At 35.2% G+C, this 24209-nt stretch carries 20 protein-coding genes and 1 pseudogene; 11 read left to right on the forward strand and 10 right to left on the reverse strand.

Annotated elements, in window-relative coordinates:
• Positions 1 to 3 precede the first annotated feature (3 nt).
• Complete coding sequence (nrdI, locus tag BJB63x_RS04545; protein ID WP_078719658.1) at positions 4 to 396, reverse strand: class Ib ribonucleoside-diphosphate reductase assembly flavoprotein NrdI; 393 nt, start codon at positions 394 to 396, stop codon at positions 4 to 6.
• Entirely contained in the window at positions 396 to 617 is a 222-nt protein-coding gene (nrdH, locus tag BJB63x_RS04550) for a glutaredoxin-like protein NrdH (RefSeq protein WP_078719185.1), read from the reverse strand. Before nrdH ends, nrdI begins: the two co-directional genes overlap by 1 nt.
• 701 nt (positions 618 to 1318) lie before the next feature.
• Between nrdH and BJB63x_RS04555 the strand changes: the two genes are divergently transcribed.
• From BJB63x_RS04555 to BJB63x_RS06800, 8 genes are all read left to right on the forward strand, one after another.
• A complete protein-coding gene (locus tag BJB63x_RS04555) occupies positions 1319 to 2050 on the forward strand; it encodes an ABC transporter ATP-binding protein (RefSeq protein ID WP_078719186.1) in 732 nt (243 codons plus the stop codon).
• A 24-nt stretch (positions 2051 to 2074) separates the two neighbouring features.
• Positions 2075 to 2992 (forward strand): metal ABC transporter permease, encoded by a 918-nt coding sequence (locus tag BJB63x_RS04560; RefSeq protein WP_078719187.1) that lies wholly within the window; start codon positions 2075 to 2077, stop codon positions 2990 to 2992.
• Entirely contained in the window at positions 2959 to 3912 is a 954-nt protein-coding gene (locus tag BJB63x_RS04565; RefSeq protein WP_078719188.1) for a metal ABC transporter solute-binding protein, Zn/Mn family, read from the forward strand. The genes BJB63x_RS04560 and BJB63x_RS04565 overlap by 34 nt, the downstream gene beginning before the upstream one ends.
• A gap of 300 nt (positions 3913 to 4212) precedes the next feature.
• Positions 4213 to 5538, forward strand: a complete 1326-nt coding sequence (ugpB, locus tag BJB63x_RS04570; RefSeq protein ID WP_078719189.1) for a sn-glycerol-3-phosphate ABC transporter substrate-binding protein UgpB — start codon at positions 4213 to 4215, stop codon at positions 5536 to 5538.
• Positions 5539 to 5636: 98 nt separating this feature from the next.
• On the forward strand, positions 5637 to 6521 hold the full coding sequence (ugpA, locus tag BJB63x_RS04575) for a sn-glycerol-3-phosphate ABC transporter permease UgpA (protein ID WP_078719190.1): 885 nt from the start codon (positions 5637 to 5639) through the stop codon (positions 6519 to 6521).
• Between the two features lie 10 nt (positions 6522 to 6531).
• A complete protein-coding gene (gene ugpE, locus BJB63x_RS04580) occupies positions 6532 to 7383 on the forward strand; it encodes a sn-glycerol-3-phosphate ABC transporter permease UgpE (protein ID WP_078719191.1) in 852 nt (283 codons plus the stop codon).
• Positions 7384 to 7385: 2 nt separating this feature from the next.
• Complete coding sequence (locus tag BJB63x_RS04585; RefSeq protein ID WP_078719192.1) at positions 7386 to 8423, forward strand: sn-glycerol-3-phosphate import ATP-binding protein UgpC; 1038 nt, start codon at positions 7386 to 7388, stop codon at positions 8421 to 8423.
• Between the two features lie 390 nt (positions 8424 to 8813).
• The gene (locus tag BJB63x_RS06800; protein WP_442855937.1) at positions 8814 to 8990 is read left to right on the forward strand and encodes a type ISP restriction/modification enzyme; all 177 of its coding nucleotides are present in this window, start codon (positions 8814 to 8816) and stop codon (positions 8988 to 8990) included.
• A 265-nt stretch (positions 8991 to 9255) separates the two neighbouring features.
• Here BJB63x_RS06800 and BJB63x_RS04595 read toward each other — a convergent pair whose 3' ends face one another.
• From BJB63x_RS04595 to BJB63x_RS04605, 3 genes are all read right to left on the reverse strand, one after another.
• On the reverse strand, positions 9256 to 9978 hold the full coding sequence (locus BJB63x_RS04595) for a glycerophosphodiester phosphodiesterase (protein WP_078719193.1): 723 nt from the start codon (positions 9976 to 9978) through the stop codon (positions 9256 to 9258).
• A 165-nt stretch (positions 9979 to 10143) separates the two neighbouring features.
• Positions 10144 to 11700 carry a glutamine-hydrolyzing GMP synthase gene (gene guaA, locus BJB63x_RS04600; RefSeq protein ID WP_078719194.1) on the reverse strand — a complete coding sequence of 519 codons (1557 nt, stop codon included), beginning with the start codon at positions 11698 to 11700 and terminating at the stop codon, positions 10144 to 10146.
• 131 nt (positions 11701 to 11831) lie between these two features.
• Positions 11832 to 13118 carry an RsmB/NOP family class I SAM-dependent RNA methyltransferase gene (locus tag BJB63x_RS04605; RefSeq protein ID WP_078719195.1) on the reverse strand — a complete coding sequence of 429 codons (1287 nt, stop codon included), beginning with the start codon at positions 13116 to 13118 and terminating at the stop codon, positions 11832 to 11834.
• Positions 13119 to 13361: 243 nt separating this feature from the next.
• Here BJB63x_RS04605 and BJB63x_RS04610 point away from each other — a divergent pair, with 243 nt between their 5' ends.
• Complete coding sequence (locus BJB63x_RS04610) at positions 13362 to 14228, forward strand: universal stress protein (RefSeq protein ID WP_078719196.1); 867 nt, start codon at positions 13362 to 13364, stop codon at positions 14226 to 14228.
• Between the two features lie 572 nt (positions 14229 to 14800).
• Here BJB63x_RS04610 and guaB read toward each other — a convergent pair.
• From guaB to BJB63x_RS04625, 3 genes are all read right to left on the reverse strand, one after another.
• The gene (gene guaB / locus BJB63x_RS04615) at positions 14801 to 16300 is read right to left on the reverse strand and encodes an IMP dehydrogenase (RefSeq protein WP_078719197.1); all 1500 of its coding nucleotides are present in this window, start codon (positions 16298 to 16300) and stop codon (positions 14801 to 14803) included.
• A 150-nt stretch (positions 16301 to 16450) separates the two neighbouring features.
• Positions 16451 to 18022, reverse strand: a complete 1572-nt coding sequence (locus BJB63x_RS04620) for a phospholipase D family protein (protein WP_078719555.1) — start codon at positions 18020 to 18022, stop codon at positions 16451 to 16453.
• Positions 18023 to 18299: 277 nt separating this feature from the next.
• The gene (locus BJB63x_RS04625) at positions 18300 to 19682 is read right to left on the reverse strand and encodes a sigma-54-dependent transcriptional regulator (protein WP_078719556.1); all 1383 of its coding nucleotides are present in this window, start codon (positions 19680 to 19682) and stop codon (positions 18300 to 18302) included.
• 211 nt (positions 19683 to 19893) lie between these two features.
• Between BJB63x_RS04625 and BJB63x_RS04630 the strand changes: the two genes are divergently transcribed.
• On the forward strand, positions 19894 to 20268 hold the full coding sequence (locus BJB63x_RS04630; protein WP_078719198.1) for a hypothetical protein: 375 nt from the start codon (positions 19894 to 19896) through the stop codon (positions 20266 to 20268).
• Between the two features lie 237 nt (positions 20269 to 20505).
• Here BJB63x_RS04630 and BJB63x_RS04635 read toward each other — a convergent pair.
• Positions 20506 to 21502: pseudogene (locus BJB63x_RS04635) on the reverse strand (KpsF/GutQ family sugar-phosphate isomerase).
• 2 nt (positions 21503 to 21504) lie between these two features.
• A complete protein-coding gene (gene galU / locus BJB63x_RS04640) occupies positions 21505 to 22437 on the reverse strand; it encodes a UTP--glucose-1-phosphate uridylyltransferase GalU (protein ID WP_078719659.1) in 933 nt (310 codons plus the stop codon).
• 250 nt (positions 22438 to 22687) lie between these two features.
• Here galU and BJB63x_RS04645 point away from each other — a divergent pair, with 250 nt between their 5' ends.
• On the forward strand, positions 22688 to 23950 hold the full coding sequence (locus BJB63x_RS04645) for a lytic murein transglycosylase (protein ID WP_078719687.1): 1263 nt from the start codon (positions 22688 to 22690) through the stop codon (positions 23948 to 23950).
• Positions 23951 to 24209 lie beyond the last annotated feature (259 nt).

Consider the following 24209-nt stretch of genomic DNA (forward strand, 5'->3'; position numbering starts at 1 on the left):
CACTTATTGCTTCCAAAATTTTTCCAATCCCTTTTTCACACAAATAACATCTTCTTCAGTTCCCCGCAGCTCAAAACGGTATAGGCAAGGCACGCAGCATTTTTCTGCAATAATCTTGCTCGCTAAATTATAATAACAACCGAAATTACGATTTCCGCCACCAATGACACCACGAATCAATTTACGGTTTTCTCCCTCATTAAGAAAATGAATAACTGCTTTTGGAACAGCCAATCTACCTTCACCATCTGCATAAGTAGGTACAGCCAACACATACGGCTCACCGACCAATATTGATGAATTTTTTTTATCAATTTTGAAAAGCCGTTGATCAAGCTGAGAAACAAAATGTTCAGTATTACCCGTTACACTCGAATAATAAACAATAAGACCCATTAGCCACAGAGACCATTAATCATATCTGGTCTAAAACCTGACCAATGATTGTCACCACAAACTACTACAGGCACCTGGCGATATCCCAAAGACTGGACAAAACTATACGCTTGTTCATCACGAGAAATATCAATAACATTATAATTAATACCCTTAGCATCAAAGGCACGATAGGTAGCATTGCATTGAACACAAGATGGTTTACTATAAATAGTGATCATTCTTTCCGACTTCCATAATTCAAAAAAAAACAAATCAGAAAAAAATTAATTCTGATAATTTCACAATACTCACAAAATAAACAAAAATAGTAATTACGTAATAAAAACGCTTAGTCATATTTCAATTAAAAATGACTTAACAAACTTCTGGATCCAGCTTTAAATCACTACATTTTTTTAAAAACAAAAAATAATGCAAATAAATAAAGACTTTAAGGCCTAAACAATTGCTCTCTGTTGCACAACAACTATCTACTCGCATTTTTTTACTTCTACTGTTTTCCAATTAAAAGCACCACACTATAAACTATTTTTGTAGCTACTCTGTTAAGTATCTATTTGTTTTTCTAATGTAAAATAATACATAGACAATCAACAAATCCCTCTAAGGCGATATTCTAATTGAACTGCTACTCTAAAAATTGGTACTATACTATACTGTGAACAATCTGGTCTCAAACGAAACAGACATCCGATTAATTTAGCGCTTATTTTGAATCACCAATCATTCTGACACTATATATAGTATACATACACATGATTTCGTCAAGAAAAATTCAAAGCTATTTAAAATTTTCCACGACCTTCACACTGCCATACACAGTTTACTAAAAACATAAGTAATAATATAACATTTTATTGACAAATGTAATTATATAACATAACCTTTTAGGGGAAAATAATAAGGAATAGTATCAATTATGCACTTACAGTTCGACAATGTGACATTAGGCTATACCAACAAAATTGTCATAAAAAAATTTTCAGCAAAGCTAAAAAAGGGTTCATTAATTGCAATAATTGGTGATAATGGCTCTGGAAAATCTACATTTCTTAAAACTATTGCCGGATTAATTAAACCAATTAGTGGTAAAATTAAAAAGCCAACGAGAAGTTGTATTGCTTACCTTGGGCAATATTGTGATATTGATCGAACATTTCCAATCGATATAGAAACAATTCTTAAAATGGGACTATGGTCTTTTTGTGGATTATGGAAAAGCCAACGGTCTTATCAAGATAAAATTCAAAATGCACTAGAAATAGTTGGGCTTACAAAATTAGCACACCATCCACTTGTTACGCTATCAAGTGGCCAATTACAACGCGCTCTTTTTGCACGCATTATTGTGCAAGATTCTGACATTATCTTGCTTGATGAACCTTTCAACGGTGTAGATCTTAAGACCAAAAATGATCTCCTTGCATTGATTACTCAATGGCGACAACAAGGTCGAACAATTCTTATAGCGCTCCATGAACCCTTTATTGTTCAAGAATATTTTCCACAAACGATTCACATCAATAAACAACATGTTTTTTATGGGGAAACAAAACAGTTATTAAGCACTAACAATCATTTTATCACACCACTTCTCATACCTAATTTTTTCCATATCAATCCACAAGAGCAAGTTTTTTCTGTTAATTAGTTTATCTAAACTGGATCATCATACGTGTACGAATTTTTTCTCGCACCTTTTATTGATTTTCAATTTATGCAAAATGCTTTAATTGGTTCTATTTTATTAACAATCAGTGCCTGTCCTATCGGGGTTTTTTTAATGTTACGTGGTATGAGCTTAACAGGTGATGCGATATCACACGCTATTCTTCCTGGTGTTGCAATCGCTTTTCTTTTTTGTGGTTTTTCTCCCATATCCATGACTATTGGTGGCATTGGAGCAGGTATTATTGTCGCTCTAGCAACCGTTTTAATTTCAAGAAATGGCTTTCAAAAAGAAGATGCTTCAATGACAGTTTTCTATCTTTTTGCACTAGCAACAGGCGTCACGATCATTTCACTCAAAAAATCAACAATTGACTTATTGCATCTTTTATTCGGTTCAGTACTTTCTATTAACACACAAGCACTTTCGTTGATTACTTTTATAATGCTCATAACAATAAGTAGTCTTTGTATTTTTTGGCGAGCTCTTGTAGTAGAAAGTTTCGATCCATTATTTTTTAAATCACTCTCTCCGCTAGGAAAATATGTTCATATATTATTACTTGGGCTAATGGTAATAAACCTAGCTGGTGGGTTTCAATCACTAGGCACACTGATGTCAGTCGGCATTATGATGATTCCCGCCATCACTGCTCGTTTTTGGCTTTCGCGTTTGGGCCCTATCTGTATATTATCGGTTATCTTAGGAATAATTTCCAGTGTATTTGGCCTTCTGCTTTCTTTTCACATGTCCCTTCCCTCCGGTGCTTCTATTATTATAGTAGCCGGATTTATTTATCTTATCACCTGTCTCATAAGCCCACGCGGACTTATTATAACCTTGTTGCCCCGCCTTTATTTATACATCCCTTCTATCATTAAGAAAACAAAATGCATAAATTTATTAAACAATTTGTTCTGCTGAACTCTCTCCTGTTGCTTCTCTTCCCTCTTTCTGTCACTGCACATCAAAAAATTAATGTTGTCGCAAGCTTTTCTATTATTGCAGATTTGGTAAAAAATGTAGGAGGTGATTATATTTCGATCACTACCCTTGTTGGTCCTAATGCAAGCATCCATAGTTACGAGCCTACTCCTCATGATGCAAAAACTCTTAAAAATGCTCATATTATTTTCATCAACGGTCTGCATTTAGAAGGTTTCATAAACCGGCTCACTACAGCAACCGGAACAAAAGCACTTCTTGTGGAAGTTAGTGCTAATATTTCCCCATTCGAAATTAATGAAATTAAATACCAAAAAAACAACAGCACACATCGGATACATCATCATGGTAGTATTGATCCACATGCTTGGCAAACTATCCCCAACGTTGAAATTTACATCAAAAATATCGCCATTGCTTTCTGTAAAATCGATCAACAATCATGTGAAAATTATAATAAAAATGCTCGTATCTATATTCAAAAACTAAAAGCAATGCATGCAACCATCACAAAGAAAATGTCTACTCTTCCGAAAGACAAGCGAACCATTATCACATCTCATGACGCCTTTGGTTATTTCGCTCATGAATACAATCTCACCATCCTTGCTCCCGAAAGCGCTTCAAAGGAAGCTACTGCAGCAGATGTTGCAAAACTTATCAAACAAATTAAAAACAATAAAGTATCCGCATTATTTGTTGAAAATATCTCTAATCCTCGTCTTATAGAACAAATTTCAAAAGAAACAGGTTTAAAAATTGGTGGTATACTTTATTCCGATGCATTATCAGGAAAAGAAGGCCCTGCTGCAACTTATCTTGATATGATGGAGTATAACGTTAACACCATCATCAATGCGATAACCAAACTTAAGACACATAATATTACTGGAATGTAAACAATAAACCTAAAGATTATATCACCTCATCTAAGCGCCCTTGACTGCTTGCCTCTCTTATTATCTTTTTTTAATTTTCTTTCGGAATTACTGGCTATTTTACAAGTTTACTTTACAATGATATCGAGACAATCATAAAAGTTGTAAAACTAGTCAATTTACACAAATTCGTTTGACCTTTGCATGGTTCATGTTTAAATGAACTGACATCTTTCTGAAATAGAACCGTCATGATATATTGATGAATTATATTAATAGTCCTGAGAAAAACGCACTCCATCAATTTAAAAAGGGTGAATCATGAATTGTCTTTATCTTTCTGCAGCAGCATTTATGATTGCTATAACTGCAACAACAACCGGTTTTACACGAACAAAAATCAGCTTTTGGCATTCTATGAGTGGAGATTTAGGAAAACAAACTGAAAATCTCATTAACGATTTTAATACAAGTCAATCTGATTACAAAATTGTTCCTTCATTTCGCGGTGAGTATGAAGAAAGTATGATATCGCTTATCGCAGCATTTCGAGGGAAACAACAACCAGTTCTTGCTCAAATCTATGAAGTTGGCACAGGCACTATGATGGCTGCAAAAAGTGCAATCTATCCACTTTACCAACTCATGGCTGATACAAAGCAAAAATTTGACATTTTAGACTATTTACCTGCTATCAGTGGCTATTATTCTGATGCTCAGGGACGTATGCTCTCTATGCCATTTAATGTTTCCTCACCGATTCTTTTTTATAATAAAGATATTTTTAAAAAAGCAGGACTTGATCCAGAACGCCCCCCCAAAACATGGAAAGATATAGAAAATTTTTCAAAAAAAATTCTTGATAACAAAGCTGCAAGTTGTGGTTTTACAATGACTTATGCAGCTCAATGGATTGGCATAGAAAATTTTTCAGCATTTCATAATATTCCTATAGGAACAAAAAGAAATGGACTTGATGGACTCGATGCAGAATTAACATTGAACGGACCTTTACAAATACGCATGTGGACTGACCTTAAAAGATGGTCAGATCAAGGTATCTTTCGTTACGGAGGTCCAGCTGGTGCGCTTGATTCAGTACCAATGTTTATGTCGCAAAGTTGTGCGATTTTGATACAATCGTCAGGATCACGCGGTGGAGTTGTTGCAGAAGCCCAATTTAATGTTGGATTTGGTATTCTTCCCTATTATGCTGATGTAAAAGATGCTCCACAAAACTCAATTATTGGCGGTGCTTCTATCTGGGCTTTTAAAGGTCATACACCTAAAGAATATGCAGGTGCAGCAGCTTTTCTTAAATTTCTCTCGCAAGTAAACAATCAAGCTAAATGGCATCAAAAAACAGGTTACCTTCCCATCACAAAAGCCGCTTATGAGTTAAGCATAAAACAAAATTTTTATGATAAGAATCCAGGTGCGGATATTGCCATTCAACAAATTAATCTCAATCCACCGACAGAAAATTCAAAAGGGATAAGATTTGGCAGCTTACCGCAAATCCGTTCTATTCTCGATCAAGAATTAGAAGCCGTTCTGAATGGTTCCAAATCACCAAAAGAGGGATTAGATGAAGTAGTTAAACGTGGTAATAAGCTTTTACGCGAATTTGAAAAAGCCAATCATTAAAGTTTCATGATCATTGTTCAAGGTTGAAAAATTCGATTTCAAAGTCGACGTATTTCAATTTTCTTTTCCCAATGACTCTTATTTAAAGAGCCTCGCACATGCAAGAAAAACATGCATATTTTAGAAATAGCCTCCTTCCTTATTGGCTACTCCTCCCTCAACTTGCGATAACTTTTTTGTTTTTTCTTTGGCCTGCCATTCAAGCAATAAAATCATCATTTGAACGTGAAGATCCTTTTGGTTTTTCAACAACCTTTATTGGTCTTGAAAACTACATAACTATTTTCTCTGACACCAATTATATACAATCACTGCTTACAACAATCATATTTTCTGTTTCTGTCACTCTTGTTTCAATGACAATATCACTTATTCTAGCTGTTTCTGTTGATCGTATTATCCATGCAAAAAAAGCTTATACTATGCTCTTACTCTGGCCCTATGCAATTGCACCTGTATTAGCAGGTATATTATGGTTATTTATTTTCCATCCAACTATTGGAACTTTTCCTTTCCTCCTTGAAAAAATAGGTATTATATGGAATCATCGTATTAACGGTGTTCAAGCTATGATTCTGATTGTGATTGCAGCTAGTTGGCAGCAGATTTCCTATAATTTTCTCTTTTTTCTTGCTGGTCTTCAATCTGTTCCTCACTCACAAATAGAAGCTGCAGCTATTGATGGTGCTGGCCCTTTTAAACGATTTTGGACTATAATATTTCCTCAAATTTCGCCAACAACTTTTTTTCTTCTTATTATTAATGTCAATTATGCCATGTTTGACACATTTGGTATTATTGATAACATGACTTCTGGAGGGCCTGCACGTGCAACAAGCACAATCGTTTATAAAGTGTATGAAGATGGTTTTAAAAATCAAATGATCGGTGCATCAGCTGCGCAATCAACCATATTAATGCTAATGGTTATTATTTTAACACTAATCCAATTCCGCTGGATTGAACGTCGCGTCCAATATTAGGAAAGAGATTATGGTTGAAAATCGTCCTTTTTTGAAATTTTTAACCCATTTCATTCTCATTATTGGTATTCTTATTATCTGCTTTCCAGTTTACGTTGCCATTATCGCATCAACCCATAATTCAGGGACATTTAATACAGGAACGCTTCCTCTCTTACCAGGGCAATATGGTTTAGAAAATTATAAAATAATCTTTGGTGATGGCCTTGTACAACTGGGTCTTCCACGTCTTTGGCCACTCTTAATGAACTCATTCATTATGGCTATTGGTATTAGTATTGGAAAAATTATTATTTCACTCTTCTCTGCTTATGCAATTGTCTATATGCGCTTCCCCTTTCGTAAAACTGCTTTTGCTCTTATTTTTATTACATTAATGCTCCCTATTGAAATTCGCATTATTCCAACATATGCAATAGTAGCACAGCTAGGAATGATAAATACCTATAGTGGAATGATTATTCCATTAATTGCATCAGCAACCGCCACATTTTTATTTCGTCAATTTTTTCTCACTGTTCCTGATGAACTCTTAGAAGCTGCCCGTGTTGATGGCGCAGGACCATTGAAATTTTTTAAGGATATTCTTCTTCCCCTTAGCAAAAGCAATATCGCTGCTTTATTTATTATTATGTTCATATACGGATGGATACAATATCTCTGGCCTCTTATTATCACAACAGATCAAGACCATCAAACCATTCTTGTTATCTTGAAACAACTTGTTGTAGAATCACTTCAACATGATCCTCAATGGAACATCCTTATGGCAGTATCAGTTGTTGCTATGGCTCCTCCTGTTTTAGTGGTTATTTTCATGCAACGGCTTTTTGTCAAAGGCCTCATTGAAACGGAGAAATAATTGTGGCTACAATCCAACTACTAAATGTAACAAAACAGTATGACAACGATAGTTTGGTTATTAATAATTTAAATTTAACTGTTTCTGACAAAGAACTCCTCGTTCTTGTTGGTCCATCAGGATGTGGAAAATCAACTCTATTACGTATTATTGCTGGACTTGAACAAGTTACCTCCGGTGAACTTTATATTGACAATGAGCTCATTAATAATCGTGAACCAGCAGACCGTGATATTGCTATGGTTTTTCAAAATTATGCACTCTATCCACATATGACTGTACGTGGAAACCTGGAATATGGCCTCAAAAATCGAAAAACTCCCAAAGAGGAAATGAATAAACGTATTGCTCATGCTGCAAAACTTTTGGAAATAGAACCATTTCTTGACCGTAAACCGAGGCAGTTATCAGGAGGACAACGCCAACGTGTTGCAATGGGCCGTGTTATTGTTCGCCAACCACGTGTTTTTCTCTTTGATGAGCCACTTTCAAATCTTGACGCGAAATTACGAGCTCAAATGTGTATTGAAATTAAAACGCTCCAGCGTTCATTAGGAACAACGAGCCTTTATGTCACACATGATCAACTAGAAGCTATGACATTAGCCGATAGAATAGTTGTCATGAATAAAGGACATATTGAACAAATTGGAACTCCAATGGAAATCTATGATTATCCAGCTACAACCTTTGTTGCTGGTTTCATTGGTTCTCCTCCTATTAATTTTCTTGATCGTCAGATCTTAGAACAACATTTAGGCAGCTCATTTTCTTGTAATAAAGAGACTGATATTTTTGCATTTAGACCAGAAGCAACTTTATTGGGTGAATATCCAGAAAAAGGACCTGTTTTTCACGCACAAATTGAACTTATAAAACCAGTAGGTACAGGATGTCATGTTTTAACACGCTGGAATAATATTATTTTTACTGTTGAAATAAAAGAGCGTCTCACAAACGATTATGGACAAAAATTAAGCTTCACTGTTCCCCATCAGAATTTTCATACTTTTAATAAATGCACAGGAAAACGTACATAATCACCCTGGGAAAATTTTGAGTTCCAGATCAATTAATCAAGCAGAGTTCCTCCTTTATCATTTTCATCCTTTATCAAGCCAAAGGATCCATTACATTATTTCACGATTATTTGTAAAATAAATGATAAATGTAATTTTTGATAATTTTTAAATGAACTACCAAAATCTATAATCAAAGTCATATTTATATTAAAAAGGTGATTTATTTCACTATATTTACAGACCTTTGTATTCAGAACATTACCGCGTTTGTTATGTCCATAACTTCTCTAAAGAATCGCCTTGTAACCCTTATGTAAAAAGTGTTGAACATTTTTGAACATTTGTCACTGTTAGATAGAAACTTAGTCATTTACATCTAAATAGAAGAGAGCATAAAATCTTATCCAGTTGCTTTCAAAAGGTGATCTTAAACTTGCGGATATCTTTAATCCTGAAGAGCTTTATTACGTCACAGAAATGAAATTCGCTAGTAAAGATAAGATAAAAGGTAAATCTACAGTGATTTACAATAGCAATATCATAATGACAGATATCCCTCTTGAAATCTATAACTATCGTGAATAGCAAACCTGCTTTTGAATGGATAAAGGAACGCCAATGTGTTAAGATCGATAAAAAAGTGATACTATTAAATGACACTGATCTCTCTGCTATTGAAGAAACGGTTAGTAATTCTGTTTACCCATCAATTTCAATAGACTATTACTGTCAGTTTAGAAATAATGAAAACCATTCACAATTTTCCAAAATTGGACATTAAAAAAGATAAGAGACACATCCTCACCTTACAAGATTGTATAGGATATCAATAATTATTGAATCCTTACTTTTATTTTTGTGAACGCAATCGTAAAGCAAGATCAGGTTGGTCCGTTGTAATATAATGCACTGGCATATCAAGCCAATGGGACAAACGAGACACCCCATTGACCGTCCATACGCCTACAGTGAAACCAGCATCAAAGGCAGCTTCAATAAAGTCTCGTGATACAATAGAGCTATCCAAACTGAGATCAGAATAGCCTAATTTTTTCCATTCAGAAAAACAGAAAGATATATCACCTTTAAAATTATCAATACATGGACCCGATGGTATTCCTGCTTCAATAAAAGAACGAAGACTCGTAGCATCAAAACTAATTGCTGAAACTCGTTTTTCTAAGTGTCGACTTTTGATCAATTCAAGTGCTTTTTGGGATAAAAGAGTTTCACGCTCAACCTCACCACATGTTTTGATTTCAAGATGAAGTGCTACATCGGTTGGCACCAAAAGATCAAGCAATTCTTCTAATAAAGGAGGTGCTTCATTACTCCCTTTCACACAGAGTTGCTGACGTGTTTCATTATCAATCTCATGAATATATCCTTTTTTCCCAACCAACTGTTCAAGGGAAAAATCGTGAAATATAACAACTTCACCACTTTTAAGAAGATGAATATCACATTCAATTTCATCCACTCCCAATGCAATCGCATGGCGAAATGCTGAAAGTGTATTTTCAGAATAAAGACTAGCTCCACCACGATGAGCAATAATTTTTTGTTTAAGCATATTATTTTACACTTCTCTTAATTTCAAACAATACTCGTTAAAATGAAATTAATGATAATTTGAAATCATGAATACAAGACATATAATAATTTTTTCTTTTTATTTGCTAACTTTTTGAAATGCTAAATCCTAAAAGCACCATATCTTTAATATCCTTGATTTCAATCATTCCCACTCAATAGTGCCAGGAGGCTTTGAAGTTATATCATAAACAACACGATTAATACCTCGAACTTCATTAATAATACGTGTTGCTGCTTTACTCAAAAATTCCATATCGTACGGATAAAAGTCAGCAGTCATACCGTCTATAGATACTATAGCACGAAGAGCACAGACAAACTCATAAGTACGTGCATCACCCATTACACCAACGGTTTGAACAGGAAGAAGAACAGCAAAAGCTTGCCAAATTTTATCATAAAGACCAGCTTTGCGGATTTCATCAAGGTAAATAGCATCTGCTTCACGCAAAATTTCTAATTTTTCACGCGTAATTGCACCTGGACATCGAATTGCCAAACCAGGCCCTGGAAAAGGATGACGTCCAATAAACTGCTCAGGTAAACCTAATTCTCGCCCCAAAGAACGAACATCATCCTTAAAAAGTTCACGCAATGGTTCTACAAGTTGCATCTTCATACGTTCTGGTAGCCCACCTACATTATGATGACTTTTAATCGTTATGGATTCACCAATCGCTGAAACACTTTCAATGACATCTGGGTAAAGCGTTCCTTGTGCTAAAAACTCCACGCCGCCTATTTTTTTTGTTTCTTCTTCAAAAACTTCAATAAAAAGGCGACCAATTATCTTTCGCTTTTTTTCTGGATCTATTTCACCTTCAAGCGCATTAATAAACATATCAGCAGCATTAACATGAACCAGTTTTATATCATAATGATCCCGGAAAATCGTAAGAACTTCTTCTGCCTCATTTTTACGCATCAACCCATGATCGACAAAAACACATGTTAATTGATCACCTATAGCCTCATGAAGTAATACAGCCACAACTGATGAATCAACACCACCTGAAAGACCGCAAATTACACGACTTTTTCCAACCTTCTTGCGTATCGCAACAACTGCCTGTTCACGATAAGCGGCCATTGACCAATTGCTTTTAAGACCAGAAATTTTATGAACAAAATTTTTTAAGAGTTTCGCACCATCCGTTGTATGAACAACTTCAGGATGAAATTGTACTGCATAAAAACGTCGTTTTTCGTCAGCAATAGCAGCATAAGGAGCTCCTTTTGATGTTCCGATGACATGAAAACCTTCTGGCAAAGCAACTACACAATCACCATGACTCATCCAAACCTGATGGCATGATCCTTTCTCCCAAACACCATCAAAAAGAGCACTTTCTTCTTTTACATCTAACAAAGCACGTCCAAATTCACGTTCATGTCCTGCTTCAACTTTTCCGCCAAGCTGAACACACATGACTTGTTCACCATAACAAATTCCAAGAACCGGAATACCGGCATTAAAAATCTCCATTGGAACACGTGGTGAACCATCATCGACAGTTGAATAAGGACTGCCTGATAAAATAACAGCTCGAGGCTTAATTCGCTTAAATTCCCCTAAAGCAGATTGGAAAGGAATAATTTCGGAATAAACACCTATTTCTCGCACCCGCCGTGCAATAAGTTGTGTAACTTGTGAACCAAAATCAATGATAAGAACAGTATCTGAACGCAATATGCTCATAAAAAACCAATCAATAATTACCTAAAATAAAAAAATGTATTATTCAATCTTTCTGTTTTCACAAGTCTATTGATATAAGAAGAAGATTCTTTCCAATATTAAAGTGCGAAATAGAAAAGTTAAAATACCCATTAGAGTTCCTTTTGTAAAATAGATAAAAAGAAACCATCCGTTTTAGTTGCTGCTGGTGATAAAGTCAGTCCATAACTTGAAAATGCTGGTTGCATAATTGAATGACTAAAATGCTGGTGCCAAAGTGTCTTCATATTGACTGGAGAGAAATTAGAATACTTTTGAAGAAACCGGGAAATTTGTTCTTCATTTTCATCATTAAAAAGAGAACATGTAATATAAGCTAAACGCCCTCCTGGCTTTATATAAATCAAAGCTTCATTCAAAATAGCGAACTGTTCTTCCTGACGTTGTTTCACTTGTTGTAATGTCAAACGCCATTTCGCATCTGGACGACGGCGCCATGTTCCTGTCCCACTACATGGAGTATCCAATAAAACGATATCCATTTGACCTATTAATGATTTTAATTCCTCTTTACACGCTCGTGGTTGTACGTTACGAATACCAGCTCGCCGAAGCCGATTAAAAATAGGAGTCAAACGAACTTTCTCTGAATCATAAGCATAAATTTGACCTCTATTATCCATATTGGCAGCTAAAGCTAGTGTTTTTCCTCCGGCTCCTGCACAATAATCTAATAACTGCATACCTGCCTTTGCTTCTATAAGATAAGAAACAATTTGAGATCCCAAATCCTGTATTTCAAAATATCCTTTTTGAAAAGCGGGCTCAGCCTGAACATTAGGATGGCGATCAAATTTTTCAATCGGTTCAATCCTCAACGCTTGCTGAAACCACGAAAAGGACTTAACTTTTGTTTTTTCTAATGCTTTGATTACTTTCTTAGGTGTTGCCTTTAAACTGTTCACACGTAAATCTAAAGAAGGACGTGTTGCTAAAGCAGCAGCTTCCCTAATCCAATTATCTGCAAATAAAGGATACAGATGAGCTTGACACCATTGAGGAATATCAGCGCGAATGTAGTCTGGCGCATTTACTAACTGGCGTTGCTGCCATGCTTGCCTCTGCTGAGGTGCTAATAATTGCGGTGCAAATCGATCTCCCTCTAAAATTTTATCAACTTGCTCAATTGTCATCATACCAGAATCGAACAAAGTACCAAAAACTATATCTCGAAGATTGTCACTATCCATACGCCATTGCAACGAATAACGCCGCCTTAAAACATCATACACAATTGTTCCAATTGCTGCACGATCACTTACTCCAGCAAAACGATGAGAAAGCGCCCAATCTTTTAAAGCTTCACCTGCAGGGCGATAACGCATTTCTATTTCCTGTAGAATATCTATTGCCGCCTGCAATCGCCCACCCAATCGCATTTATTTCTCCTATTCAATCTCTAAAATCTAAATGATTTAACTCAAAAATAAAAATTACCTTCTTATTTTTTAGCATGAACTTTAAAAACAGTCTAAAAAGTGATACTTAAGTCGAATAGTTCTAGTGTTCTGATCTGAAATGTTTTACTCTAAAGTGAAAGAGGAACCATTATTTTTATAATCTATAAATCTTAAAGAAGCTAATGAAGTATTCCATAACACGAACACATCGAAAGACTAAAAATGAAAAAACCAATACTCGCTCTTATTGATTCTTCAATATATGCAAACCCTGTATGTGACCTAGCTTTATGGGCTGCTAAATCTATGCAAACAACAATCCGACTGTTGCATGTATTGGATAAATCAGAAGAAGAAATTAGTTTACCAAATACAAAACAAATAAATATTAACAATAATATCCCAGATCTGTCGATCCTAGAACAGACAGATCCTACTTTTGCTAAAGCACTTTTTGCTCAAAAGGTTGGACAAACCATTTTAGAAGAAGCGAAAAATTACCTCAACTCTCATAGTGAAATCGAAATTGAAACACGTCTACGTCATGGAACTCTTCTGGATGCATTAAATATTTATAGCAATCAATCATCAATGATTGTGATGGGAAAACGTGGTGAACAAACAGCGTCTGACAAAAAGCGGTTAGGACTCAACTTTGAAAATGTCGTACGCTCTTCTGAGCTTCCAATCCTTGTTGCCTCACGTCACCCTCATCCTATTCAACGAATTCTGATAGCTTTTGATGGTGGCCCATTAATTATGAAAGCTATTGATTTTATTTGCTCAAAAGAATCTTTTAAAAATATAACTTTTATATTAGGGATGGCAGAACGGCAAACACAAGCCATACAAAATAGCTTTAACGCAGCATTAGCACGGTTACAATCTGCTGGATTTAATACTGAATCACTTAAAACAGAAATTAATTTTGAGCAAATGATTCTTCATAACATAGAACCACTTAATCTTAATATGATCCTTATGGGTGCTTTCCATCATTCTAAAATGCATAATTTTTTATTTGGCTCCAAAAGTCAAGCTATCATCCACAAAGCACCTGTTCCAGTTATGATTATGAGAGAATTATAGTTATTATCAAATCCATAACATAAGCATTTATTGTCTCAATAAGCGACTAAATATTGAAACATAGATAACCGGTAAAGTTTTTTCCGTGAAAAATAAAAATACGTCTGAAAATATTATATAGGTTCATCTCTTCTTCTCAAAAAGCATAAATGAACTTTTTAGAAAATTATTGGAACTACTCTCTAGCATGACCGTTTGTCTTACAGTGGTGTATGCCAGATAATTAAAAAGGAGAAAATAATGAAGACTTCTAGTCATGGAAAAATAACTGCATCCAAAAGCAGCCAAAATAAAATGCCCTCAAACAGTGGCAAGAAATCCGTCCAAAGTAGTCTACTTAACAATCGCCAATGTGCGTCGAAAACAGGACGGAAGAATATAAAAAGCTAATTTTTCATTTATATAACTTCTACATAACTACAACTTCCAGAAAGAATTGGAGTATTAATATCCAATTCTTTCCTTTTATAGATCTGAAATATTTAAATAGGAAAACTTATCTAAAAAATGACCGGCAACCTAATTATTTCCTTCCAAGAATTTCTTCATAATAAAATTTTAGCCTATACCTATCAAATAGGACCGCGATAATTTGGACTTTCGCGCGTAATAGAAACATCATGTGTATGACTCTCATAAAGACCAGCATTCGTAATACGTACGAAAGTTGCTTTTTCACGAAACTCAACTAAATTTTGCGCTCCCACATACCCCATAGAAGCACGTAACCCACCCGCCAGTTGATGTAAAACTGATGCTATAGGACCTTTATAAGCGACTTGTCCTTCAACACCTTCAGGAACTAATTTGAGTGTATCTCGAACTTCAGCCTGAAAATAACGATCTGCTGATCCTCTTGCCATAGCACCGACCGACCCCATACCACGATAAGCTTTAAAGGATCGACCCTGATAGAGATAAACTTCTCCTGGACTTTCTTCTGTACCAGCAAGAAGAGAACCAATCATAGCAGCACAAGCGCCACCTGCTAAAGCTTTAGCAAAATCACCCGAAGCTTTAATACCACCATCAGCAATAACGGGAATTCCTGCTTTATCAGCAATTTCTGCAGCTCCCATAATAGCTGCAAGCTGAGGAATACCAACACCTGCAACAATTCGCGTTGTACAAATAGAACCAGGTCCAATACCAACCTTTACCGCATCAGCACCACTATCAATCAAAGCTTGTGTTGCTTGAGGAGTTGCTACGTTACCAGCAATAACAATCGTAGAAAGCGCCATTTTTTTTATACGCTCAACCATGTCCAACACACGTTGAGAATGCCCATGAGCTGTATCGATCACTAATAGATCGATACCCGCATCGATTAACCGTTCAGCACGTTCAATTCCTTCATCCCCAACACCACTTGCAGCGGCAACACGTAAACGACCCTGAGAATCTTTTGCAGCATTCGGATTTAATCGTGCCTTTTCAATATCTTTCACTGTCACCAAACCAACACAGCGATTTTGTTCATCTACAACAAGTAACTTTTCAATACGGTGATGATGTAAAAGATATTTTGCTTCATCTAGTTGAACATTTTCACGTACTGTAATTAAATTTTCATGCGTCATGAGTTCATGGATTTTTTGTTTTGGATCCGATGCAAAACGCACATCCCTATTAGTCAAAATGCCAACAAGTCGACCTGAAATTCCGCTCTTAGAACCACTTTCGACAACTGGAATACCTGAAATACTATAAGAACGCATCAAAGCCTTGGCTTCTTCAAGTGTTGCATCAGGACCAATTGTCACTGGATTGACAACCATACCAGACTCAAATTTTTTCACTTGACGTACTTCTTCAGCTTGCTCTACAGGAGACATATTCCGATGAATAACACCAAGACCACCAGCTTGAGCCATAGCAATCGCTAAACGCGACTCTGTCACTGTATCCATTGCAGCAGAAAGAAGTGGCAAATTTAATTCAATATCCCCTGCAATACGTGTTTTAAGATCTACTTGGCTAGGCATGACGAGAGAATGGCCTGGTTGTAAAAGCACGTCATCAAAAGTTAGTGCCAACGCACCTGTGCTTGTTTCAATAATTTTTGCCATCGCCAAATTCCTCTAATACTAAAACACTGCAATAGTTATAGGACGCAACTTTAATTCTCTATAAGTCGCAAATTGGCAATCAATTATGCCATGTGACTGATAAAATGAAAAGAGAAAATAAATATTTTTCTAAAACAGAACTTATACAGTTTATAATTGCGATTCAATGGGCAACCAACTCATTATTTTTGCAAATGCACGACGTTTCAAATTACTTTTTGGTTCATAATCAACACTGCGTTTTTTTTCATTTTCAATAAAATCCCAATAAATGCGATTATTATCACCAAGACGTAAACAATAACTCATTTCACCGGTTATTTCTTCAGAAAAAAGTAAATCTAATCTCGCTGCAATTGGTGCACATTCAAAAAGAATACCCATTTCTGTATTTAACGAAACTGAACGAGGATCAAAATTTAAAGATCCAATAAAAGCAGTTTTACAATCAATTAAAAAAGCCTTTGTATGCAAGCTCGCCTTATTAGATCTAAACAATCGCAATCGATGAGTTCCTCCATCTGGTTTTAGTTCATAAAGTTGAACACCACTTTTCAATAACATCTTACGATAAGGCGCATAACCACCATGTACAATGGCTACATCAGTAGCTGCTAAAGAATTAGTAAGAATTTTAACATCAATACCTTTTGATACCAACTTGCGAAAACTCTGAGTCCCTGCTTTGCCAGGAACAAAATAAGGCGATGTAATCTGGATTGTTTTTTTTGCACCATTAATAACCTGTGAAAGCGCTTCCATTAGCCAATTTGCTGTATGCTTACGCAATGCCTTTTCTGGAGGATCTGAAAGAACATCAACTTTATCTGCAACAAATAAGCGTTTGCCTGTTTGAAAAAAATATTCAAAATTGATATGTTCATTGACATAATTTAAATAAATTTTGGCAATTTTTGAGTTACGAAATCTACGTAATTTAGCTCTCCAAATATCGAGGTCTCTTACTCTGTTAGGAACAACCAAAGTGTGGATCGGTAAAACTACAGGGCTATTCCAAAAATTATCAAAAATGGTTTCTACTTTTTTAACCGATGGACCAATTAACATGAGATCTAAATCTCGAAAACTTGATTTTTTACTTGCACCCAAATAAGAATCTGCAAGATTTCGTCCTCCTACAAAAGCCACTCGCCCATCAACAACAAAAGCTTTATTGTGCATTCTGCGTGTTACCATAATTGCCCGCAATATAATCTCCAAACCACGACGTAATCCACCCTTACGCGCGCGTCCTGGATTAAACACTCTCACCTCAATATGAGGATGTTTATTAAGCGCAATATAGGCTGGATCACGCCCCTGAGCATTAATATCATCCAAAAGAAGACGCACCCGTACACCACGATCAGCTGCCTCTACTACTTCGCTAAGCAACAAGCGACCTGTTAAATCATCATCCCAAATGTAATACATCAGATCAAGACTTCGTCCAGCTTGCGCTGCGCCTATCGCACGAACACAAAATGCATCTAGATTGCTGACAATAAGTGAAAGAGCATCTTTATCAATCCCTACCCCATTTGTTTCTTTTGCTAATCGGTTAACTATACGATCAATTTTGGTCTCACTTTTCTCAACACTCAATGCATAAGAACACGCTCCCCTAGCACTTCTAACAAAACAACCATAAGCATAAATTGCGAACATAGAAGCAATAATAAAAAGTGTGGTAAAACCAACAATAATGTTTAACAGTGTCAAGGAGATGAACTTTCTTTCTAAAATTATCACAACACATTCAATAAATACGTAAAAAAACATTAGAATCAATGTCTCTATATCTTAATCTGTAAATGTGATCATATTTCCAAAATATATAAAGAACATCATCGTTTGAAAATATTTTAAACGAACAAATTATTATAATAAATTACTTCCATTGCTACTTTTAGAATAACTTCTTTTTTTGATGATTAAGATAAGCACACTCTTTTGAACCATTATAGTTTTTAGGAAAGATGTTTTGCTACAGATTTTATTACTGTTTTTGATTATTAATTGTCTTCAATTCCTCTATTCTACGATAAAGCGTAGAGCGCCCAATCTGAAGACGCCGAGCAATTTCACTCATACGCCCTTTATAATGTGCAACTGCCTTTTCAATAATATCACGCTCCATCTCAGAAAAAGTGCGTACATGCCCATCGGTGTTAAAAAACTGTATAAATTTTTTCTCGTTGCGTTCTTGAATATCATAATCAATCATCTTTGAAACAATCATGAGTGGATTTTTTATTAATTGCGGAAAATCTCGCACAGTTAACAATGGCCCTTCGCTCATCAAAACCGCACGGAAGAGTAAATTTTCCAGTTCTCTATAATTACCAGGCCAATCATATTGCATAAACATAGAAATAACTGCCCCTGCTAAACCATGCACATGCGATTGCCCTGTTTCAGTAATAATATGGTCAATTAAACACTGAGAAATTTCTGGAAGATCATCCCTTAACTCTCGCAAAGACGGAATGCTGATATATAATTGTGAGATTTGTTCAAAAAAACTATGTATAAAAAAACCTTCCTGAACTAAATCTGCAAGACGTGATGTTGAAAGAGAAATAATGCGAAAAGGTGGATTTGTGCCTTTTATTGCTTCTGCTCTCTCTTTAAGGTAATGCGCAAAACGTTTTTGCTGTATAGGCTCAAGCCGATCAATATCACATAAGCAAAGCGTTCCATGTTCAAGAGAAGAAATCAATGGTAAAAAATCTTCAAACCACAAACGATTCTCTTCCTGTAAATCAAAAACCGGTAAACATTGAAAACGGACAAAAGTCCCCTTCGAAAAAGAACTTTCATGGTGGATAACGCGGGCTAATTTCTCGTGACCAGTTCCTACCTCACCTTCTATCAAAAGATTCTGTAAAGAAGTCGCTGCACTTTTGGATTTTTCTAGAATCACCTGCATTAAACTGCTTTTTTTATAGATATTGGAGAATTGCAAATGATTTTCTTTTTGTTTACGAATAGACTGCACTTCACTTTTCAATGCAGTGATGAGTGCAAGATTATTTAGAGTAACTCTTAACCGCAGCGGTGTAACTGGATAGATCCAATAATCAATAGCTCCAGCGTTTAAAGCTTTTTGAATGAGTTCCTGAGTATCTTGTTTTGCTATAACAACAATAGGAGCAGAAATTCCAACTGTTCTAACCATTTTAATTAGGTCACTTATGCTTAGATCACTCATAGCAATATCAAGCAAAATAAGCATAATATTTTTACGCTTATATAAAAGATCAACTGTACGTAAGCTATTTTCTGCTTCAATAACGCGGTAGCCAAACCCTCGAAGCATGGTAGAAAGCTCCGCACGCTTCCTGTGATCTTCACCCGCAACAAGAACAGGACCAACCATAACTTTAACAATTTCCTCTGAGACTACTAAATCTTTATAATAAGATTCATTAAAAACCACAAAATATATTTTACCTTTTGTAACCGGCATGCTAATTTTAGCAAATTACTCATTAAACACAATGTTAAGAATTTTTTCAATTTTTTGCTTTTACTTTAAAACTGTCATAATTAAAGTAATAGAAAACACCAAAACAAATAGAGTAAAGAAAATGAAACACATCTGCTGTATTTTGTACCTAACAATCACTACTTTGATATTAGTTGCTTGTAATTTTTCAAGAAATAACGGACAATATATATTTGTCAACAATATACCAACTGGAATCGATGGAGAATGGATCGATACAAATGGTATTACTTCCTCTTTTCATAATGGTATTTTTGAAACAAGAGCAGCAGATACAAAAGAAAAACTTTCAGAAGGAACCTATCATTATATCAACACTCACCACGTAGAAATTGAAATACATTCACTTCTTCGTGGAACCATCTCTAGAGCAAGTTGTACAATATCCCACGATACAATGCGACTTCTCTGTACATCAGATACTGGTTCACAATTTCCCCTCAAACGCAAAACCTAAACAAAAGTTAAAACTTCTCAGCACTCTCACAGGAAGAGGTTTCCTCTTCCTTTTGGTAAATTGTTAGGCGAGAACACATTATAATATTTCTAAGGTTACGCTATATCATGAACTTAAAAAAATGATCACCTATCAATAGATATCTCAAAAATCGCTTCTCTTAAAGATACTGCTATTGTTTCATTATTTTTTGTTACCAAATAATAAAATGACATTGGATCGTCAGTATTAATCAAATTACACTACACCAATACGTAAAAGATCATGAAAATGAACAATTCCTATAGGTTTCTTATTTTCAATCACGAAAAACGCGCCAATATGATGATCAGTAATAAATGCTGTCGCAGCACCAACAAGTGTATCTGGACTAACGGTCTTTGGATTTTTAGTCATTACCTCATCAACATTGAATCGTGATAAATCCTTGTGAATATTTCGAGCAAGATCACCATCCGTTACAATTCCAATTAATTCACCTCTTGAATTCACAACACCAACACAACCAAAATGTTTTCTAACCAAAATCTGCATAGCTTCGATCATAGACATTCCCTGTGCAACCAAAGGCAAACGATCACCTTGATGCATAATATCACGCACATATTTAAGGTTTGCACCAAGAGAACCTCCAGGATGATAAATTTTGAAATCAGTTGCAGTAAAACCTCGCATTTCCAAAAGAGCAATAGCTAATGCATCCCCTACTACCAATTGCATAGTTGTTGAAGTTGTCGGAGCAAGTCCATGAGGACAAGCTTCCTCTACTTTTGGCAATAATAAGACAATATCAGCTTGCCGCCCTAATATAGAGTGTTCACCAGATGTTATTGCAATCAATGGTATACGAAAACGTGCAGCATGGCTTATAATGCCACTTAACTCTGTAGTTTCTCCTGACCATGATAAAGCAAGAATAACATCATCAGAACCAATCATACCAAGATCACCATGATTAGCTTCCGCGGCATGGATGAAAAAAGCAGGTGTTCCAGTTGAAGCTAAAGTCGCAGCAATTTTCGTTCCTATATGACCACTCTTGCCAAGACCAGTAATCACTACATGACCATTCGCATTGCTAATAGTTTGAACAGTTTCACTAAAAGAATCAGCAAGCTTCTCATGAAAAGCCTTCTCAAGAACTTCAAGTCCTCGTTTTTCAATAGAAATAGTTTTAAGCGCTAAAGATAACAGCATTTTGTAAAGTTAACGTATGAGGGGGCTGCATCATCATAACTAAATTCGATAAATGAAATCATATTCAAAGTCTATATCATTTTTCAATGTTAATTTTTGCAAGTAAATTTTCAACGATACAGAAAGTTGTTGATACATATCAGTACGTGAAAGAGCGAATGCAACATTAGCTTCAATAAAACCAATTTTAGAACCACAATCAAAAGTGTATCCATCTAACTGAAAACCAAAAAAAGTCTGCTTATTTGAAAGTCGTACCATAGCATCTGTTAATTGAATTTCATTTCCTGTTCCTTGTTTTTGATCAGATAAAATATCAAAAATCTCTGGCTGCAAAATATAACGCCCATTAATATACAGATTAGATGGAGCTATTTCTACAGCTGGTTTCTCTACCATCTGTGTGATTTCAAAACCATTTGCAACCTGCTTTCCTTTTCCCACAATACCATATTTATATACTTCTTCAGGATTGCACTCTTGAACAGCAATAACATTACCTCCTCCTGTTTTTTCATAAAGTTGGATCATTTCAGAAAGGCAACCTTTTTCAGTTTGCATAAGCATATCGGGCAATAATAAGGCAAAGGGTTCATTTCCAATGAGTTCACGCGCACACCAAACAGCATGCCCTAATCCCAAAGGTTGCTGTTGCCGAGTAAAAGAAGTTGTTCCTGGCTGTAATTGCAAATCTTTTAAATGCTCTAGCTCCTCTATTCTTCCACATTTAGCAAGAGTTGTATATAATTCAACTTGAGCATCAAAGTAATCTTCAATAACTGCTTTATTGCGCCCAGTAACAAAAATGAAATGCTCAATACCTGCTTCACGTGCCTCATCCACAACATACTGAATAACAGGTTTGTCAACAATAGTTAGCATTTCTTTAGGAACTGTTTTTGTTGCTGGAAGAAAACGAGTACCAAGACCTGCTACAGGAAATACTGCCTTACGGATTTTACGTACGCTCATCTTCCTACTTACCAATACAATATTTATCGTATACTTTTCTGATACAATATATTTTAACTACAACTAAATAAGGATTTTTTATTCTATCGGATATTTTATATAATAAACATAAAAATGATGAATTTTAATAAATTGCTTTATTTTAAAACAACAATTTGAACAGTTTTACTTAACATGCTATATAAATTACTAAATACAAAAACAAATGACTACACATCCAAACACTTTATACACAGATAAAAATCAGAAAATGAAAATTACAAAATTTAGTACATTATTTTTTTCAGAAAAAATCAAAAATCGAAGACCCCTGTTTATTAGTTTATTCTCTATCTTTGCCTCTCTTCCAATAGTTTTTTCCTCACTTACATACGCTGATAATGGTTTTCAACACTGGATCAATGAATTTAAAAAAATGGCTTTAGCTAATAATATTTCATCATCCACATTTGATATAGCTTTTAAAACAATTAATACAATTGACCAAGAAGTCTTAAAAAAAGCAGCATATCAACCAGAATTTGTTGATATGGCATGGGAATATTTTGATAATCGTATTCATGATGATGCAATTTTAGAAGGAAAGCAGCAAGCTAAACAATGGGAGCAATGGCTACCAAAAATTGAAAAACGTTTTGGTGTTAACCGAAATTTCCTCCTTGCTATTTGGTCTATGGAAAGTAGCTATGGAAAAGTTTTAACAAATAAAGATGTAATGCGTGATACCATCCGTTCACTCGCAACTTTAGCTTATGCCGACCCAAAACGTAAAAAATATGCCCATGCACAACTTATTGCTGCAATGAAAATTTTACAAAGCGGTGAAATTCATCGCTCTCAACTCGTAGGATCTTGGGCTGGAGCGCTAGGACATACGCAATTTATTCCAAGCAGTTATCTTATCTATGCTATTGATATGGATGGAAGTGGTCGCTCTGATATTTGGAATTCGATTCCAGATGCACTTGCTACTGCTGCTAACCTTCTCCATATGAATGGTTGGCAATCTAATCTCACATGGGGAATTGAAGTTAAATTACCAAATAACAAACAACTACCTGAAAACTGGTTATCCTTTGAAGAATGGAAAGAATTAGGTGTTCAACACGCACATGGAAAACCTTTTCCTTCTTTATCTGAACAAGCAATATTGAAATTTCCTGATGGCCCAAAAGGACCTGCATTTCTAGTAACAAAAAATTTCTTTGTTATTAAACGTTATAATAATGCTGATCGTTATGCTTTTGCTGTTGGCCTTCTTGCCGACCGTATCGCTGGACATCCTAAACTATTTCAAGATTGGAATCGACCATTTAAACCTATGACTTTCAAAGAACGTATAGAGCTGCAATCTCGTTTAGCAACACTTGGAGATTATGAAGGGGAAATTGATGGTAAAATTGGTACAGCCTCCAAGAAAGCAATTAAAGCTTTTCAGCTACGTCATGGTTTAGAAGCAAATGGATATCCAAGCTACGAAACTCTTTCTCATATCAGAAAACAACATCCTTAAAGTAAAATGCTTGTCTCACTTTAACTTGATTTATTGAATTTTTTATTTTTGATCATCTAACATTCTCAAATTGGAAAAACTTTTATTTTAGGAGTTTTTTTATTTTTAAAAAATTTCTAAAATAAATTGAAATGAAATTTTTCACTATATGGAATGTATTATGCAATTATAAGAAAACGCTATGGCTGCCCACTATGCGTTTCAAGAATAAGGACTTCATTGCATTATTCAAATACAATTATATTTCAAAATTATTTAT

The sequence above is a fragment of the Bartonella sp. JB63 genome (genome assembly GCF_002022665.1).
GTDB lineage: Bacteria > Pseudomonadota > Alphaproteobacteria > Rhizobiales > Rhizobiaceae > Bartonella.

Bases quoted from the DNA above. Each gene is read 5' to 3' on its own strand.
- nrdI (WP_078719658.1), bottom strand. From the start codon at position 396: ATGGGTCTTATTGTTTATTATTCGAGTGTAACGGGTAATACTGAACAT.
- ugpE (WP_078719191.1), top strand. From the start codon at position 6,532: ATGGTTGAAAATCGTCCTTTTTTGAAATTTTTAACCCATTTCATTCTC.
- BJB63x_RS04630 (WP_078719198.1), top strand. From the start codon at position 19,894: ATGAAACACATCTGCTGTATTTTGTACCTAACAATCACTACTTTGATA.
- galU (WP_078719659.1), bottom strand. From the start codon at position 22,437: ATGAGCGTACGTAAAATCCGTAAGGCAGTATTTCCTGTAGCAGGTCTT.
- BJB63x_RS04595 (WP_078719193.1), bottom strand. From the start codon at position 9,978: ATGCTTAAACAAAAAATTATTGCTCATCGTGGTGGAGCTAGTCTTTAT.
- BJB63x_RS04645 (WP_078719687.1), top strand. From the start codon at position 22,688: ATGAAAATTACAAAATTTAGTACATTATTTTTTTCAGAAAAAATCAAA.
- ugpA (WP_078719190.1), top strand. From the start codon at position 5,637: ATGCAAGAAAAACATGCATATTTTAGAAATAGCCTCCTTCCTTATTGG.
- BJB63x_RS04610 (WP_078719196.1), top strand. From the start codon at position 13,362: ATGAAAAAACCAATACTCGCTCTTATTGATTCTTCAATATATGCAAAC.
- BJB63x_RS04605 (WP_078719195.1), bottom strand. From the start codon at position 13,118: ATGCGATTGGGTGGGCGATTGCAGGCGGCAATAGATATTCTACAGGAA.
- guaB (WP_078719197.1), bottom strand. From the start codon at position 16,300: ATGGCAAAAATTATTGAAACAAGCACAGGTGCGTTGGCACTAACTTTT.
- nrdH (WP_078719185.1), bottom strand. From the start codon at position 617: ATGATCACTATTTATAGTAAACCATCTTGTGTTCAATGCAATGCTACC.
- BJB63x_RS04625 (WP_078719556.1), bottom strand. From the start codon at position 19,682: ATGGTTGGTCCTGTTCTTGTTGCGGGTGAAGATCACAGGAAGCGTGCG.
- BJB63x_RS04555 (WP_078719186.1), top strand. From the start codon at position 1,319: ATGCACTTACAGTTCGACAATGTGACATTAGGCTATACCAACAAAATT.
- ugpB (WP_078719189.1), top strand. From the start codon at position 4,213: ATGAATTGTCTTTATCTTTCTGCAGCAGCATTTATGATTGCTATAACT.
- guaA (WP_078719194.1), bottom strand. From the start codon at position 11,700: ATGAGCATATTGCGTTCAGATACTGTTCTTATCATTGATTTTGGTTCA.
- BJB63x_RS04565 (WP_078719188.1), top strand. From the start codon at position 2,959: ATGCATAAATTTATTAAACAATTTGTTCTGCTGAACTCTCTCCTGTTG.